The organism is Halobacillus sp. ABH2_015 (assembly GCF_056158945.1).
This window is the reverse complement of record NZ_JBSWUG010000004.1, coordinates 1-13,512: the sequence shown is the minus strand read 5'-3', so window position 1 is coordinate 13,512 and position 13,512 is coordinate 1. Positions and strand designations below refer to the sequence as shown.

The following is a 13,512-nucleotide window of genomic DNA, read 5'->3' as shown; positions in this document are numbered from 1 at the left end:
TCACACATACAATAGAGGCATAAGGGTTGATATTTACTGCATATCCTCATTTAACCAGTCGTAGTAAAGTGATGAGTTTTCTTTTGCGTTTGATCTTTCTAATTTAGAAAAGTATTTTCCAAGATTGTCTGCAATCGTAATAAACAGATAGTTTTCAAGGTTTTTTATACTAGAATCCGTTTTAATCCTTCTAATAGCAGCCATTAAGCTCTCGTGGAATATTTCTTCATGATCCTCGATAAGAATTAGCTGATCAGTCTCTTTAGCGACTTTATCTTTAGCTCTTAACAGAACTCCATACCAATCATACATTTCTTGAAAGGTATTGGTGAATGTCGAAAGTATTTCATGAATGGAATCGGGAATTTTTCCTCTTAAGCTATTTTTAAGTAACTCATCCCGTTTTTTCTGTTTACTAGATTCAGCATTCTTACTTTCCGTATCTTGTAATGTATCTTTATATGTATTGTTAAAACTATTACTGTTAAAACTATTACTGTTAGTACCCTTATTTTCCGTGCTTGGATTTTCCGTACTCGAATTTTTAGGGTATGGATTTTCCGTACCCGAATTTTTAGGGTATGGCTCTTTTTCTTTGTTTCCTTGGGTATCTGGCTTTACCGGAACAGCTAGTATCGAGTAGATGTTTTTATCAAACCTGGATCCTTCTTGCCTTTGTCTCTTAATTGTGATGTATCCACCATCAACTAAATACTTTCTCCACTTATAATAAGTATCTTGGGTCATACCTAATTCTGCACACTGTAAACTAATGGACGGGAAGGCCGTTCTTTCTCCATTTTTATCTACAGCTGCAAATGAACACATATATGCATAGATAAGTTTGGATTGTTTCGGAAGCTTTTTATCCCTCATTACTTTCTGTGCTATCATGCCATAACCATTTTCGTAAATTGTACCTTCAAATTGGATTACTGAATCCATAAAAATAACCTCCCAAACCCCGCAAAAAGGCACAGGGGGACTGAGAGGTTTTATATATGGAAAATAGCATATAGGTAAGCAGATTTACATGGATTTCATTGTAAATCAGTTTACTTTCCAAATATTATCCTATATAATCAAAGATAGAAAAATACTCTCAAGCCCCTGTGGTTTATATAATTGCTGTCTGTTTGGCGATGGAAAGCAATTATATAGATTGCAGGGCATTTTTTTGTAATTTAAAATTCATTTGTGTAAAGCATATTATGTTGATAGTTTACCATAGATTAGAAAAAATTGTAACGTTGTGAAAGGAATAAAGAACCAACAGGGAAGGCTCTCCTCCTTACCCAAACCAGTGTATAACCCATCCAGTGAGGGATAAAAAGACGACTATTCCAGCTAATAGAAGTAGTATGGAAAAAAGGAAATAAGCAATCTTGATAACTACTGTGCCTACTAGGACTATTCCGACCAAGGCAAGAATTATCAACAGTATGCTTTTGATATTCGTTACGATTAAGTATAGTGCCAAGCCTAATAATCCTAAAAGAACAGTTTTCATTATCAAGGACATCACTTTATTAGAAGTGGTGTCTTTTTTTGCTACATCCATTCCTCACACTCCTAATTGTCTGTTTCCTCACTTTCACCTTCATACTTCTGTTTGTACAGCTTCAAGGACTCAGAGATCACTTCTACAATGGTTTTCTCCTGATGGAAGGCCAGACGCCTGTATTCTTTAAAGTCTTCCGGATAGATACGGACAGACTTATATTGCTGCTTTTGAGCTTTCTGCTTTGTGAACGGGTTTTCTTTTTTCGGCTTATTGTCATTGTCACCGAAGATATCCTTAAATCCTTTGTTTGTCATTTCTCATCCATCCTTTTTAGAAATTCTTTAACGACTTTTTCATACATCTTCAGCGTCTTCTTATCATGAAAATCACGGTTATTACTAGAAGTGATGCCGTTAATACGGAACCTTTTCACTCGTTCCCTTTCGTATATATGAGACTTGAATACAAGGTCCTTTATATTCAAATCTTCAGACAGGGACTTTTCAAGAATGTATTCGTCGATTTTACTTCTTTTGTTTACGAGGTATGGGAGAACCCCTAAGACTTCAAGATCTGGATTGAATTGCTTCATTCCTTTGATGTAATCGTTGAAGTCGATGGCACCAGCAAGAGAATCGGGTTCTGATTGCATGATGATTAAGGAATAGTTGGACGCTACTAAAGCGTTGTTTGTATTTTCTGAGATGGTTGGTGGAACATCTATAATCACAAAATCGTAATTATCTTTCAACTCACCTAACAGATAATCAAAGTAGTAATGCTTGTTTCCTGCATGGCCTTTGTTCTTTTGATTCAGTAAGTCACCGAACTTAACCAGGTCCACTGCACTTGGCAGAAGATCGAGGTTCGCACTCATGGATAGGACAGCTTTGCTTAAGTCTTCCATTTCCATAGCTTCATAAATACTCACAAAATTATTTAATGATACTTCAAACGTATTGGCTAAAAAGCTGGTACTATTCGCTTGAGGATCCAAGTCCACCAAGAGGGTTTTATAACCTTGTTCTTGGAGGATGTAGGCAAACATTACCGAGGAGGTAGTCTTCCCTACGCCTCCTTTGAAGTTGCCAAAAGTAATTACCTGCGCCATTATAACGTTCCTCCTCCACATGCAAATGAATGCAATAACACAATAATTCATTAATGCAAAATAGTGTAGAATTAAGGGATCTAACTAATGAATTTAAAATTATTCGTCTAATTTAAGTATTCGAAACATAAACATGTTAATCCTGTTCTAAATTCTAGCCTTATCAGATCTGCTACAAGAGCAAAATCCTTCATTAATCTACTACGTAAGTAATTGGTTAGCTTGTCTTCATGATACCATTGAGAAACCGATTTTACAATAACACAATTTCACAATAACTCATTTGTAGATGTCGAATTGTACTATGTTGCACAGTTTGAGTATGGTTTGCTGTTTGTAGGGTTATATCTTTGTCGTTTGAATGGAATACATATTTTTTAGTTAAAAAAGTGGTGGGATATATCATTTGAAGTGTATTTACTTTTAACTAAATTAACCTCTTCTGTTTAATCGTTAATTGTAAGTACAATTATCTTAAGAACTAATTAAAGGAGATGTACAAATGAAAAAGCTCACTCTAATTGTATTGCTTTGTTTATTTTGTCTAGGAGGGGTAGATAGAGAGTTTACAGCTGATGAATTGCAACCAGGACCATATGGTGATGTTCCTGAAGAAGAAACTGCATGAGGGATTTAAAGTCTCAACTAAATTTGAATGTATTGATTACGCAAGCAGCGAATAACTATCCCGTTTCAATCCCCTGTCCAATTCTTAAACATACCGATTGTTATTATGTGGATTTGCAGAAACCTGCTTATATTGTTGATAAAGATGTATTAGGTCAAATCATATATGAATTATTAAATAAGCTTGATTTAACTCAATGTTGTACTCCTATCGTTATTGCTCTTAGAGACAGTACAGTTAATCGAATGGAAAGTAAAGGGGTATATGTTTTAGACAGTACTAATAATCAATTTATTTACTTATTTGGGGCAAAAGATCAAGAGAAATTTTTTGAAGAGATTAATCAAATTAGAATGGATTTACAAATAGATACCCCTTTACTTCTTAGTTATATAAGTGATTTTGTATTTGAAACAGATTTTAAACGAAGGTACACAACTGAATTAGATTGTTTATTAGACCTTCATGGAAATCTTTATGGAAAGCATACATTTTTAGATGGTTCTCAAGAAGTCGAATTAACGCTACTAGATAAAACGTTTAGACTTAACTTACTTCACTGGATTACTAAGAAATGATGTGATGAAAAATGATAAGTAACTATAGGGAAACTGCTCTAATGAAAAGTAAAATCATTAACGTAGAACCAGAGTATATTTATTATTTGAGTGAAGGGACTGCTCAGTTATGGGAACTACATAGTGATGGTACAGAAATATTAATCAGTGTACTGAAGGCTGATGACGCTATAAGGTTAAAGAACGTTAATTTTAATAGTGTATATGAGTTTAGGGCAGTCAAAGAAGATGCATTTTTCTTAGTTTACAAATGGGATCCGGTTAACTCTCTAGAAGAAAAATACTTTTTACTTAATAAAGTAACAACGACATTAATGAGAACGGAATTATTAAACCTTATTAAGCGAAAAAAGTTTGTAAGAGATCGTTTAATTTCTTTGCTCCAATACTTAGTTTATGAGCATGGTGAAGGATGGAAAAATAACTACTCTGTGATTCAGCTTTTGTTGACTCATGAGGAAATTGCTAGTCTGATTCTTTCAACGCGTACCACTGTAACTAGGATTTTAAATGAGCTTAAGAAAGAAAACCTAATAACATATCTTCACGGACATATCTGTTTAAGGGAAGACTTCATTGAAAATTCTGATAATTATGAAAGTTCTGGCGTTGTTTAACGAACCATTTCTTCTCTATCAACCGACATGGATTGGATTGATCACTTTCGTACTTCTATTTCATGAATTATTGAGTGCCAGCAAATAATATTCTGAAGATTTTTTATAAAACCTCAATTCATGATAATAACCAGCTAATTCTTTAGACATTTTTTTTATCAAAGGGGGATATTTTTCTATCTCAGCACATTTTATAGCATATTTCATGCACTTTTCATAATTTAAATAATCCCCCCTCTTTTTATAAACCATAGCCTTTATTGCATGTAATTCAATTTCTATATGAGGTAATTTGTGTTTTTCTACTATAGCGAAAGCCTCATTTAAAAGGTTTTTAACAGATAGCCATTCCTTTTTGTGTAGTTTGATTTCTATTAGGCCTTTAAAGATATAGGCCTTGTGAACATCATTATCTGTATTGTTAGAGCTCATAGTATAATATGTAATTGCTTTATCAAATTCTTCCATTTTTTGGTAGACTCTTCCTGCGTTATATGTAATCATAGTGGATAAAGCAAGCTTATTCGTTGATTGTAATCTATCTAAATAGCTTTCTGCTTCATTGAGCATTTCAAGAGAAACATCATATTTTGAAAGCATATGATATTGTACCCCCATGGATACTAGTACGTTAACCAAGTTTTCTAAATCATTTTCCCTTTGAAATATGTCGTAAGCTTTTTTGCAGTAGTAGAGAGCTGCTGTTGTATCTTCATATATCCGTTGTTTAACTAGACTGATGTTATAAAATAATTTGGCGCTGTCTATACTTTTTTTATCAGGTATTAAAGTTTCAGAAATTGAATAATGGTAGTCCGATTTATTGAAGTCTTGTTTAGTGTAGAAATACTTACCTAAAGCGCTGTGTAGTCGATAATAAATTGCCTGTTCTTTTGGATCTGTTAATTCTAGAGCGTTTGTAGCATCAATTAATTTGAAGTACGAACCATAAATCGTATCTGCTTCATTCATTGCTTTTTTTCTTACTGAGTTTTCTAACAACGAGGTGAAGACTCTAATAAGTAACTGAGGAGGAATGAACTCTATCAATGCCATCTTTAGTAAAGCTTCCTCGTTTTTAGAAAGGCTACTATTTTCTTCTTCAATTTTAGACAGAATTGTTTTTATTTCTTTTTGAAAATTATCATTATTTTGATTATTGAACATTTCAAAATTCACATTAAGTTTAAGCGATACTTTTTTTAAAAATTGATTAGATGGGTTTGTTTTTCCATTTTCTATTCTACTCAAGTATGGGACTGAACATATTCCTTCAACTAGTTCAGACTGTGACATTTGTCTATGTATTCTCAAATGTCTTATCCTTTCTCCTACACTAATACTCATAGTCCTCCCCCCTTTTTCGGAAACTGAATATTCTGTCTTTTTTTAAGGTAACTATGGATAGTTGTATAAACAACAATATACTTAAGGACTTGTGTTGTGATTTGAAAGTAATGGTTCTTATTTAATGCATTATAGCATACCTAGATAATTATCACCTCCATTAGTACGACGGGTAATAAGATTTCCAAGTGGAATAGTACTCCTTTTCTAAACATAAAGAAACCGAAGAATGCATGCGATATCATGTAATTCAAATCATTGTTCGTTAATTAATATTCTACGAGCGAATGCCATGAATGAAAAAGGTGTGAATAAGCTCCACATTTTGGTCTTGTTGGAATGAACATCCCATTAGATGGTTGTAGGAGCTCGTGAGGTATTAGAAAGTCATCTTTTATAAACTAACAAAGCGATCACCATTTGGTGATCGCTTTGTTAGTTTGGTATTTCGACGATTGAAGGAACCAATTTAGGGTGTTTTTCATTTGTTGATGATATCCATCAAGGGTCCTTCTATCGATAGGATTTCAACAAGGCATGAGACACAATACTACATTGATGCATTCCGCAAAAAAGACAGGCTGCTCAGCCTGCCCTCCTCGTATCTAAATAAGGTTATTCAATTCAAATTTCTAACTTCTTATTGCATTGCATAGTCGTTCAATTCTCTTTCTGGATAAGTTAGCCTTGAAATTACATAATTCATATAAAACCTATCTAAATTACTTAAACCTAGAAGTAGGAGTTTTTTGTATAACGCATTAGTTACCCATCTATTTGCAATTACAACATCATTGTAAAGGAAATAGTGGGTATTATCTTCAGAGAACGTCGCTTTATGTCTTTGGGATGCAGATTCTAACTTTTGGTTGAGTTGTTCTCGTCTAAAAGGCATATAGAAGTTCAGTTCCTTTTTTCTAACAAGAGGTCTGATTTGATGGAAGAATTCCATTAGATCCTTAGTTAAAGGAGTTTGTCCTAAATTGAAATTTAATAATCCCTCTTCAAAATCCTTCTCATATTTACGTCTGAATTCTCGCTCAACCCTTTCTTTTTCTTTCGTATTTAAGCGATTAATAAAGGCGATATAATGGGAAAGATGGCAATTATAAGCTAGGCCATCTAGGTATCCTCTTTCTTCATACTCTTCTAACGAACTATGAAATTTCATGACTTCTTCGATGACTTGGTATAATGAATTTTCCTTGAAATATTCGTTGCAATAATACGAATCAAAAATATGATTCGTTTGTCTAAATAAATTATCCTCCAAATCCTTAGAAAAAATGGAATTCTCTATATTAACGATAACTTTATCTTTGTGTATCGGATTAAATGGCATCGAACTATCCAGTATACGGGCAGTAGACTCATATTTATGGATAAATTCTGAGTCATCATAATTTGTTAATGATTCAGAAACGCCTTTCTCTAATTCACTGACGAATGGTTGTAAAGTGGTAACGTCAAGTTCACCTCTCAGATGTAGGTGATAACCATTTTCCCAGCCTTTATCGACTATGAAGTTGTGGTTAGTTATGAGTTTTGTGATTGTACTTCTTAATCCTTCTGAAGGATCTACTACAAAACACTTAATACTATAATTGTCCATAACAGTTAAACAACCCCTCTTAGGTAATAGCTTATGTTAGAAAATGCAAACCGCATATATTGACTAGCTTCTTCTTCTAAGTCTCTCTTAAAAGGAAAGTGTCTATTCATTGACATGTGAATGATGCTTCGAATCAGATAGAAGAGTTCTTCTTTACTTATGCCAGCTTTATTGATTGAGCTAAGAACCTCCTTCGATAAACTCTTATGTTTAGATGAGAGTTCATCGAATTCCTTTTCGTAATCCTGCAATGATTGTAATACTATTTTTCGAAATTCATTGCGACGTTTAGAAAAAGGCTTAACGTACTTCGGATTTTTTGAGATGCTGTTTTCAAGGTACTCATAAAGTAAATCTGTATCGTCACCCAGCAACCCGTACAAAGCATAACTAGAAAGATAGAGTGCGCGTTCGATTTCATTATAATTTGAATAAAGAGACTTGATTTTTCCAATGGATGTTGTGTCAACGGAGAATAGTTTATAAACCTTTTCATAAACATCTTTTCCTCCATATCTGTTGATCTCAGGATGAAATAGTGTTTTTTTATAATCGTAAAGATCTCCAGAGGTAATCAAATCTACTAACCTCTTTTCTAGCTCAATATCGTTCTTATAGTCCTTTTTGTATCGTAATCGAATATGTTCTCTGTTGTTCTCATCAATGAAATTTACTATGAACAAATTTTCTAAGGTCACACCATCTTCGTTAAGTTTTAAAATAAACTGTTCAATCTTCTCTCTCTTTCCATTCCTATAGTATAAATAATAAGAACTAACGTTAGGATCCGTCTCATCCAAAAAGGTTCTAGATACTTCAAGTGCTTTTTTTAAATGTTTGTGTTCATGTTCTTCGTTTGTACAAAGATCGCTGCTAGAAGAATAAATCCAGTCACATACATCATTATTTTCGGCGTTTTCTAGTTCTGGAGCCTCCATTAGTACTAATTCATAGCTTTCTCCTACATTACGTTTGCAGCTTTCCAAAAAACTAATAGCTGAATTGTTGTTATTAGGTACAGGCAAGGAACGGTCTCCTTCTAGAAGGTATATATACTTAAGTTTGTTTAGTTCATACTTGTCGATTATTTGGTTTATCTTGTTGAGGCGTTCTTCTTCAGTACTGTCTAGGTTGAATTTGATGTTTACTCTTGCTGGAGATAAAATGAAATCTTCGTATTCTATTCGTGGAATGAATTCTAAATAAGAGAAACTGTCAACTGGGAAGTCACTAGGGTATTCAAAGCAATACCTATAGAACTCATTTAGAAAGACCGCAGCAGGATGCTCATTAAAGTTTCTATAGCCAAATAGGTGAGTTGATACCGGGTAAACGGTCTCATCTTTATATGTTAAGTAGAAACGATTATTGTGTGCTGTTACGTTTATTTCATTTAAAGGAATTCGATTAACTGTATTATCAGTTCTTCCTGTGCAATCAATAAAGGTACTAGACTCACTTTTATGTGTTAATCCTAGGTCTTTAAAGTAGTTACTGACATAATTCACTTCAGAAAAGTTAGGTTGGCTAATTGGTGTTTCTTTTTCCGATAATGAAAAACGACCGGTGAATGAATGACGTGGAAATGAGAAAGCGTTTGGTGGTAAAAGTAATTGATCTTCACATGATACTAATTTACAATCATATGAAGTTGGAATTCGATCTTCCCCTTCATCTCCGTAAATTCTTTTAAGATTTGAAAAGTCATTTGATGATAGCTTTAGTTTATCTTCGTCCAAAAAATTGAATTGCATAATTCTGTTTAAAAGGTACTCTTCGATTTTTTTGTTCGTATTGTTTACTGGTGAGTATTTAGGTAAGCCAATTCCTATATCCCTATCTATCATCTGGAGTAAAGGAACTTTGGTAAAAGAGCCATACTTACCTACGAAGATATTATGATATTCCTTCCAATCAAAAGCTTGATGTTTATTGAAAAATTGCATAATCTTTAATGACTCATCTACATTAACATTATTTGTAACTTCTTTTTTCTCGTTCATTGTGTCATAAATGTAGAGATCTACAATTAAATAGGAAGAACTCTTACATAGTGATGCCATTTTTTTCGTTAAATCTTTGTATATTTCAATTCCTTCGCCAATCTCAGCAGCTCTATACCTTTCTAAACCAACCTGTATATCATCTAATTTTGATATAAGTACTTCATCTTCATTACAACACTGCTTTAATTTTCGGATGAAGGCTTCAGAATCCCTATTAATTGAGTAGCTGGACAATTCCGTTTTGATAACATCCTTTTTGATAAGGTCCTCCACCACACCTAATACCAATTTCTTGTGAGCTTCTTCGTTGTACTCCTCTAAAATTCTTTTTAAAGAAGTAGGGTTTTTCAAAGATTCAAATAAAATGTCCAAAAAATCTGAATCATTAACATAAACGTATGATTTGTTGCCTTTCATAGACTTTTCCAAAATGTATTGTCGGTCTTTCTTGTATAATGTAGGGTTTAATACGACTTTAATATCGGAATTCATGGTCAATGAATTCTCTAATTTTTGCATGAGTTTGTATTCCCATTCTAAAGAGATCTCAGCTTTTTTAAATTGCTTCTTATCATTAAATGCGTCTTCTTGATCTAAGCAAATTCCAGAATTCAGACGATTAGGTTGTGGCCTTGCTGCCATTCTTAACAAGTACTTTACTAGGGAATTTCTGGTCTTATCATCTATTTTTTTGTTGTTAGTTACTATCTTTTTCAACTTATTATACAAAGATTCACTATTGAGTAGAATTCTTTCTAAAAAACCAGTATCTTGAATTATTTCATACAAGTAGGAATCTTCGTTTTCAGTAAATAAATGCTTTGTAACATTAAATTTCATAGCAGTTTTACGTTTAATCATCTTTATCCCTCCGTATTATGCTTTTGAAAATTTTAAGTCGTTAATATGTACTGGGGGTTTATTTTAAGAATAAACTGCTCTCCTAATCAGTGTTGTATTTTATAATACAATGAAGAATATATACATTAGACAAACAGGATCTTAAGGTGTGCAGGCGTGGAATTTAGCAATCGAGAGGTGCTTTCTAGTAGTGATAAAGGCTGGCGCGCTTCGAGAGGAGTGCTACGTTTCTGCCTAAATATGTGATAGGTCAGTTCATAACAGAGATAAAAGAAATAGACGTTAAGTAAAGAAGCAAAAAAGCTCTACCATCTGAAGGAGATAGTCGAGCTTTTTTGCCAATATTGCAGCGACTGCTGCTATTAGTTTTCTAAGTAAAGTCACAGCCCTTATTTAGTAACAATGATGACAGAACCAACATAAGAAGCTTCCATCTCTTGCATAACTGGAGATGCATCAACGTTGTAGTCTTCTAGCTCGACCTTGATATCGTGTGCCGTGACACTCTTTTTGTTTTCCATGAGAAAACCTCCTCTCAAAGTAGCTTATCGGTCAATTGTAATAACAGAACCCATCCAAGAAGCTTCCATCTCTTGCATAACTGGAGATGCATCAACGTTGTAGTCCTCTAGCTCGACCTTGATATCGTGTGCTGTGACACTTTTTTCGTTTTCCATGAGTTATCCACCTCTCAAAGTAGCATGGCAATCAACTCTACAGCTATTCTGTAGAATCATGTTCCTTACTTAGTAACGATGATGACAGAACCAACGTAGGAAGCCTCCATCTCTTGCATAACTGGAGATGCATCAACGTTGTAGTCCTCTAGTTCAACTTTGATATCGTGTGCTGCGACACTCTTTTTGTTTTCCATGAGTATAGCCTCCTCTCGAAGTAGTGTAGCGATCAACTCTACAGCCATTCTGTAGAGTCATGTTCCTTACTTAGTAACGATGATGACAGAACCAACGTAGGAAGCCTCCATCTCTTGCATAACTGGAGATGCATCAACGTTGTAGTCCTCTAGTTCAACTTTGATATCGTGTGCTGCGACACTCTTTTTGTTTTCCATGAGTATAGCCTCCTCTCGAAGTAGTGTAGCGATCAACTCTACAGCCATTCTGTAGAGTCATGTTCCTTACTTAGTAACGATGATGACAGAACCAACGTAGGAAGCCTCCATCTCTTGCATAACTGGAGATGCATCAACGTTGTAGTCCTCTAGTTCAACTTTGATATCGTGTGCTGCGACACTCTTTTTGTTTTCCATGAGTATAGCCTCCTCTCGAAGTAGTGTAGCGATCAACTCTACAGCCATTCTGTAGAGTCATGTTCCTTACTTAGTAACGATGATGACAGAACCAACGTAGGAAGCTTCCATCTCTTGCATAACTGGAGATGCATCAACGTTGTAGTCCTCTAGTTCAACTTTGATATCGTGTGCTGCGACACTCTTTTTGTTTTCCATGAGTATAGCCTCCTCTCGAAGTAGTGTAGCGATCAACTCTACAGCCATTCTGTAGAGTCATGTTCCTTACTTAGTAACGATGATGACAGAACCAACGTAGGAAGCCTCCATCTCTTGCATAACTGGAGATGCATCAACGTTGTAGTCCTCTAGTTCAACTTTGATATCGTGTGCTGTGACACTCTTTTTGTTTTCCATGAGAAAACCCCCTTTCTAACTCCCTCGAGTTTTTCTAATCAAAATGATATAGGGTTTCTTTAGTGTGGGGTGTATTTTAAAATACATTGAAGTTTGAATTTTCAATCTTATGAACGGGTGCCTTGTATCGCAAGAAAGAAGACTTATTTTAAAAGAGGCAGAAAAGAAGGTAGTAAGTTTAATTTTGAATAACTCAAAATTTCAGGAGAACCTTCAGGATATTTTTGTAAAAAAAAGACTCTGACCATCAATTTTAGATGATCAGAGCTTTTTTATGGATAACCCGTATAGGATTTGAACCTATGTCTTCGCCTATAAAGGGCGACGTCTTAAACCACTTGACTAACGGGTCAATAACTATAATAACGGAGTCGTATTTATTTATCAAGTCTGATATTTCAGAAAAATTAAAATGTTAATTCGTATAAGCCTGTCGAAGTAATCATTGAGTATCAGGCTTTAGCTTTATAATCAGTAAATAGATTTATATGGTCTATACTAGGGAGTTTACGTAAAACCGAGCTGCTCAACCAAAAAATGCTGAAAAGGACCATTGAAATACCGCAAACCATTATAGATACTGAAGGGGCGAATGTCTCACCTAGAAAACCGCCGATTAAAGAGCCTACAGGCATCCCTAAAGAAGCTGCACTAGTTATGACAGTAATGACTCTCCCTACATACGCTGTTTCTACTTGCTGCTGTATAGATGAGAAGACGAGTATATTTATAATCCCAATAGATATTGCTCCTAAGCAGAATAAAATCATCGATGCCATCAATGGTAATGTTGAAGCTCCCATCCACATAATACCTGTCCCAATAAAAGTAAAGATAATTAGCTTGCCAAAGTTGATTTTCTTTACTCTTGGAGAAAGGATCGCACCTATCATTATACCTAGAGACATTGCAGCTAAATAAAACCCATATACAGCTTCTAGACCATCGCCTTTTTCAAGTGAAAATGCTGGTAAATTAGTTGTCATAATCACCATAGCGATATTGATAAATACTAAAGAAGCAAGCATTTTAGTCACTAATGAATTTTTTATGTAGTTGAATCCTGCTCTAAGGTCTACAAAGTAGAAGTTAACTGCAGACCCAATAGACTGAGGCTTTTCATTCTGAAAGTCAGGCTGTTGGAAAGTGAACAATGAATATATTATAGATACTAATACTAGGCAGGTAGCAGTAATGATAATGGCCGGAATCGTGCCAACAAGTGTAATGATAATGCCTGCTCCCGCGATAAAAGCAATATCCATGGATTCACGAATTGTTTGCAGATAAGAATTTGCCTCAACAACATTATCTTTACCTACAATGATTGGTAAAATCGTTGATTCAATTGGATAAGTATATTGTGTGAATAAAGCAGTGATAAATAATAAACCAATTACGTACCAAACATTTAAGCCAGTTGTGTAATGTAATAAAGGTATTGTGAATAGAATGAGCGCTTTAATAAAGTTGCTATATACTAAGCCATTTTTGTATTTGGCGTAATTGGCTAAGGGGGCAATTAAAAAAGCCAATACATTTGCTGATGATATTGCAAAAAATGCAAATCCTGAATATAGGA

Annotated in this window: 18 protein-coding genes; 3 read left to right on the top strand and 15 right to left on the bottom strand. The window is 34.4% G+C overall.

From position 1 onward, the window contains the following. Window positions 1–33: 33 nt before the first annotated feature. The 4 genes from ACXAD6_RS20120 to ACXAD6_RS20105 all read right to left on the bottom strand — a co-directional run bounded on the left by ACXAD6_RS20120 (window position 34) and on the right by ACXAD6_RS20105 (window position 2,615). Window positions 34–945: a helix-turn-helix domain-containing protein gene (locus ACXAD6_RS20120; protein WP_474970513.1), complete on the bottom strand. Its 912-nt coding sequence runs from the start codon at window positions 943–945 to the stop codon at window positions 34–36. A 346-nt stretch (window positions 946–1,291) separates the two neighbouring features. Beyond that, window positions 1,292–1,561, bottom strand: a complete 270-nt coding sequence (locus ACXAD6_RS20115; protein ID WP_160890306.1) for a hypothetical protein — start codon at window positions 1,559–1,561, stop codon at window positions 1,292–1,294. A gap of 11 nt (window positions 1,562–1,572) precedes the next feature. Then, the gene (locus ACXAD6_RS20110; RefSeq protein ID WP_160890305.1) at window positions 1,573–1,818 is read right to left on the bottom strand and encodes a hypothetical protein; all 246 of its coding nucleotides are present in this window, start codon (window positions 1,816–1,818) and stop codon (window positions 1,573–1,575) included. Beyond that, window positions 1,815–2,615 (bottom strand): ParA family protein, encoded by an 801-nt coding sequence (locus tag ACXAD6_RS20105; RefSeq protein ID WP_160890304.1) that lies wholly within the window; start codon window positions 2,613–2,615, stop codon window positions 1,815–1,817. Before ACXAD6_RS20105 ends, ACXAD6_RS20110 begins: the two co-directional genes overlap by 4 nt. A 502-nt stretch (window positions 2,616–3,117) precedes the next feature. Here ACXAD6_RS20105 and ACXAD6_RS20100 point away from each other — a divergent pair. The 3 genes from ACXAD6_RS20100 (at window position 3,118) to ACXAD6_RS20090 (ending at window position 4,438) form a co-directional block, all read left to right on the top strand. After that, window positions 3,118–3,243, top strand: coding sequence for a hypothetical protein (locus tag ACXAD6_RS20100; RefSeq protein WP_272917365.1), 126 nt, complete (start codon window positions 3,118–3,120; stop codon window positions 3,241–3,243). A 107-nt stretch (window positions 3,244–3,350) separates the two neighbouring features. Next, window positions 3,351–3,821 (top strand): hypothetical protein, encoded by a 471-nt coding sequence (locus tag ACXAD6_RS20095; protein WP_474970512.1) that lies wholly within the window; start codon window positions 3,351–3,353, stop codon window positions 3,819–3,821. 41 nt (window positions 3,822–3,862) lie between these two features. After that, window positions 3,863–4,438, top strand: a complete 576-nt coding sequence (locus tag ACXAD6_RS20090; RefSeq protein ID WP_160890302.1) for a Crp/Fnr family transcriptional regulator — start codon at window positions 3,863–3,865, stop codon at window positions 4,436–4,438. Window positions 4,439–4,498: 60 nt separating this feature from the next. On the opposite strand, the gene ACXAD6_RS20085 is transcribed toward ACXAD6_RS20090, so the two are convergent. The 11 genes from ACXAD6_RS20085 to ACXAD6_RS20035 form a co-directional block, all read right to left on the bottom strand. Beyond that, complete coding sequence (locus ACXAD6_RS20085) at window positions 4,499–5,785, bottom strand: helix-turn-helix transcriptional regulator (RefSeq protein ID WP_160890301.1); 1,287 nt, start codon at window positions 5,783–5,785, stop codon at window positions 4,499–4,501. A 640-nt stretch (window positions 5,786–6,425) separates the two neighbouring features. Beyond that, complete coding sequence (locus ACXAD6_RS20080; protein WP_474970511.1) at window positions 6,426–7,397, bottom strand: hypothetical protein; 972 nt, start codon at window positions 7,395–7,397, stop codon at window positions 6,426–6,428. A 5-nt stretch (window positions 7,398–7,402) separates the two neighbouring features. Beyond that, window positions 7,403–10,264, bottom strand: a complete 2,862-nt coding sequence (locus ACXAD6_RS20075; protein WP_474970510.1) for a thiopeptide-type bacteriocin biosynthesis protein — start codon at window positions 10,262–10,264, stop codon at window positions 7,403–7,405. Window positions 10,265–10,653: 389 nt separating this feature from the next. Then, complete coding sequence (locus ACXAD6_RS20070; protein WP_474970508.1) at window positions 10,654–10,785, bottom strand: hypothetical protein; 132 nt, start codon at window positions 10,783–10,785, stop codon at window positions 10,654–10,656. 24 nt (window positions 10,786–10,809) lie between these two features. After that, window positions 10,810–10,941, bottom strand: a complete 132-nt coding sequence (locus tag ACXAD6_RS20065; RefSeq protein ID WP_474970509.1) for a hypothetical protein — start codon at window positions 10,939–10,941, stop codon at window positions 10,810–10,812. 65 nt (window positions 10,942–11,006) lie between these two features. Further along, complete coding sequence (locus ACXAD6_RS20060; RefSeq protein ID WP_272917362.1) at window positions 11,007–11,138, bottom strand: hypothetical protein; 132 nt, start codon at window positions 11,136–11,138, stop codon at window positions 11,007–11,009. A 66-nt stretch (window positions 11,139–11,204) separates the two neighbouring features. Further along, on the bottom strand, window positions 11,205–11,336 hold the full coding sequence (locus tag ACXAD6_RS20055; protein WP_272917362.1) for a hypothetical protein: 132 nt from the start codon (window positions 11,334–11,336) through the stop codon (window positions 11,205–11,207). Between the two features lie 66 nt (window positions 11,337–11,402). Next, complete coding sequence (locus tag ACXAD6_RS20050; RefSeq protein WP_272917362.1) at window positions 11,403–11,534, bottom strand: hypothetical protein; 132 nt, start codon at window positions 11,532–11,534, stop codon at window positions 11,403–11,405. Between the two features lie 66 nt (window positions 11,535–11,600). Then, entirely contained in the window at window positions 11,601–11,732 is a 132-nt protein-coding gene (locus ACXAD6_RS20045; protein ID WP_272917362.1) for a hypothetical protein, read from the bottom strand. A gap of 66 nt (window positions 11,733–11,798) precedes the next feature. After that, window positions 11,799–11,930: a hypothetical protein gene (locus tag ACXAD6_RS20040; protein ID WP_474970508.1), complete on the bottom strand. Its 132-nt coding sequence runs from the start codon at window positions 11,928–11,930 to the stop codon at window positions 11,799–11,801. Window positions 11,931–12,382: 452 nt separating this feature from the next. After that, window positions 12,383–13,512, bottom strand: a 1,130-nt coding sequence (locus tag ACXAD6_RS20035; protein ID WP_474970507.1) for an MFS transporter, incomplete at its 5' end; no start/stop codon positions are given.

What these genes read in the sequence shown, in the direction of transcription:
- ACXAD6_RS20120 (WP_474970513.1), bottom strand. Translation starts at nt 945, where the DNA reads ATGGATTCAGTAATCCAATTTGAAGGTACAATTTACGAAAATGGTTAT.
- ACXAD6_RS20115 (WP_160890306.1), bottom strand. Translation starts at nt 1,561, where the DNA reads ATGGATGTAGCAAAAAAAGACACCACTTCTAATAAAGTGATGTCCTTG.
- ACXAD6_RS20110 (WP_160890305.1), bottom strand. Translation starts at nt 1,818, where the DNA reads ATGACAAACAAAGGATTTAAGGATATCTTCGGTGACAATGACAATAAG.
- ACXAD6_RS20105 (WP_160890304.1), bottom strand. Translation starts at nt 2,615, where the DNA reads ATGGCGCAGGTAATTACTTTTGGCAACTTCAAAGGAGGCGTAGGGAAG.
- ACXAD6_RS20100 (WP_272917365.1), top strand. Translation starts at nt 3,118, where the DNA reads ATGAAAAAGCTCACTCTAATTGTATTGCTTTGTTTATTTTGTCTAGGA.
- ACXAD6_RS20090 (WP_160890302.1), top strand. Translation starts at nt 3,863, where the DNA reads ATGAAAAGTAAAATCATTAACGTAGAACCAGAGTATATTTATTATTTG.
- ACXAD6_RS20085 (WP_160890301.1), bottom strand. Translation starts at nt 5,785, where the DNA reads ATGAGTATTAGTGTAGGAGAAAGGATAAGACATTTGAGAATACATAGA.
- ACXAD6_RS20080 (WP_474970511.1), bottom strand. Translation starts at nt 7,397, where the DNA reads ATGGACAATTATAGTATTAAGTGTTTTGTAGTAGATCCTTCAGAAGGA.
- ACXAD6_RS20075 (WP_474970510.1), bottom strand. Translation starts at nt 10,264, where the DNA reads ATGATTAAACGTAAAACTGCTATGAAATTTAATGTTACAAAGCATTTA.
- ACXAD6_RS20070 (WP_474970508.1), bottom strand. Translation starts at nt 10,785, where the DNA reads ATGGAAAACAAAAAGAGTGTCACGGCACACGATATCAAGGTCGAGCTA.
- ACXAD6_RS20065 (WP_474970509.1), bottom strand. Translation starts at nt 10,941, where the DNA reads ATGGAAAACGAAAAAAGTGTCACAGCACACGATATCAAGGTCGAGCTA.
- ACXAD6_RS20060 (WP_272917362.1), bottom strand. Translation starts at nt 11,138, where the DNA reads ATGGAAAACAAAAAGAGTGTCGCAGCACACGATATCAAAGTTGAACTA.
- ACXAD6_RS20055 (WP_272917362.1), bottom strand. Translation starts at nt 11,336, where the DNA reads ATGGAAAACAAAAAGAGTGTCGCAGCACACGATATCAAAGTTGAACTA.
- ACXAD6_RS20050 (WP_272917362.1), bottom strand. Translation starts at nt 11,534, where the DNA reads ATGGAAAACAAAAAGAGTGTCGCAGCACACGATATCAAAGTTGAACTA.
- ACXAD6_RS20045 (WP_272917362.1), bottom strand. Translation starts at nt 11,732, where the DNA reads ATGGAAAACAAAAAGAGTGTCGCAGCACACGATATCAAAGTTGAACTA.
- ACXAD6_RS20040 (WP_474970508.1), bottom strand. Translation starts at nt 11,930, where the DNA reads ATGGAAAACAAAAAGAGTGTCACAGCACACGATATCAAAGTTGAACTA.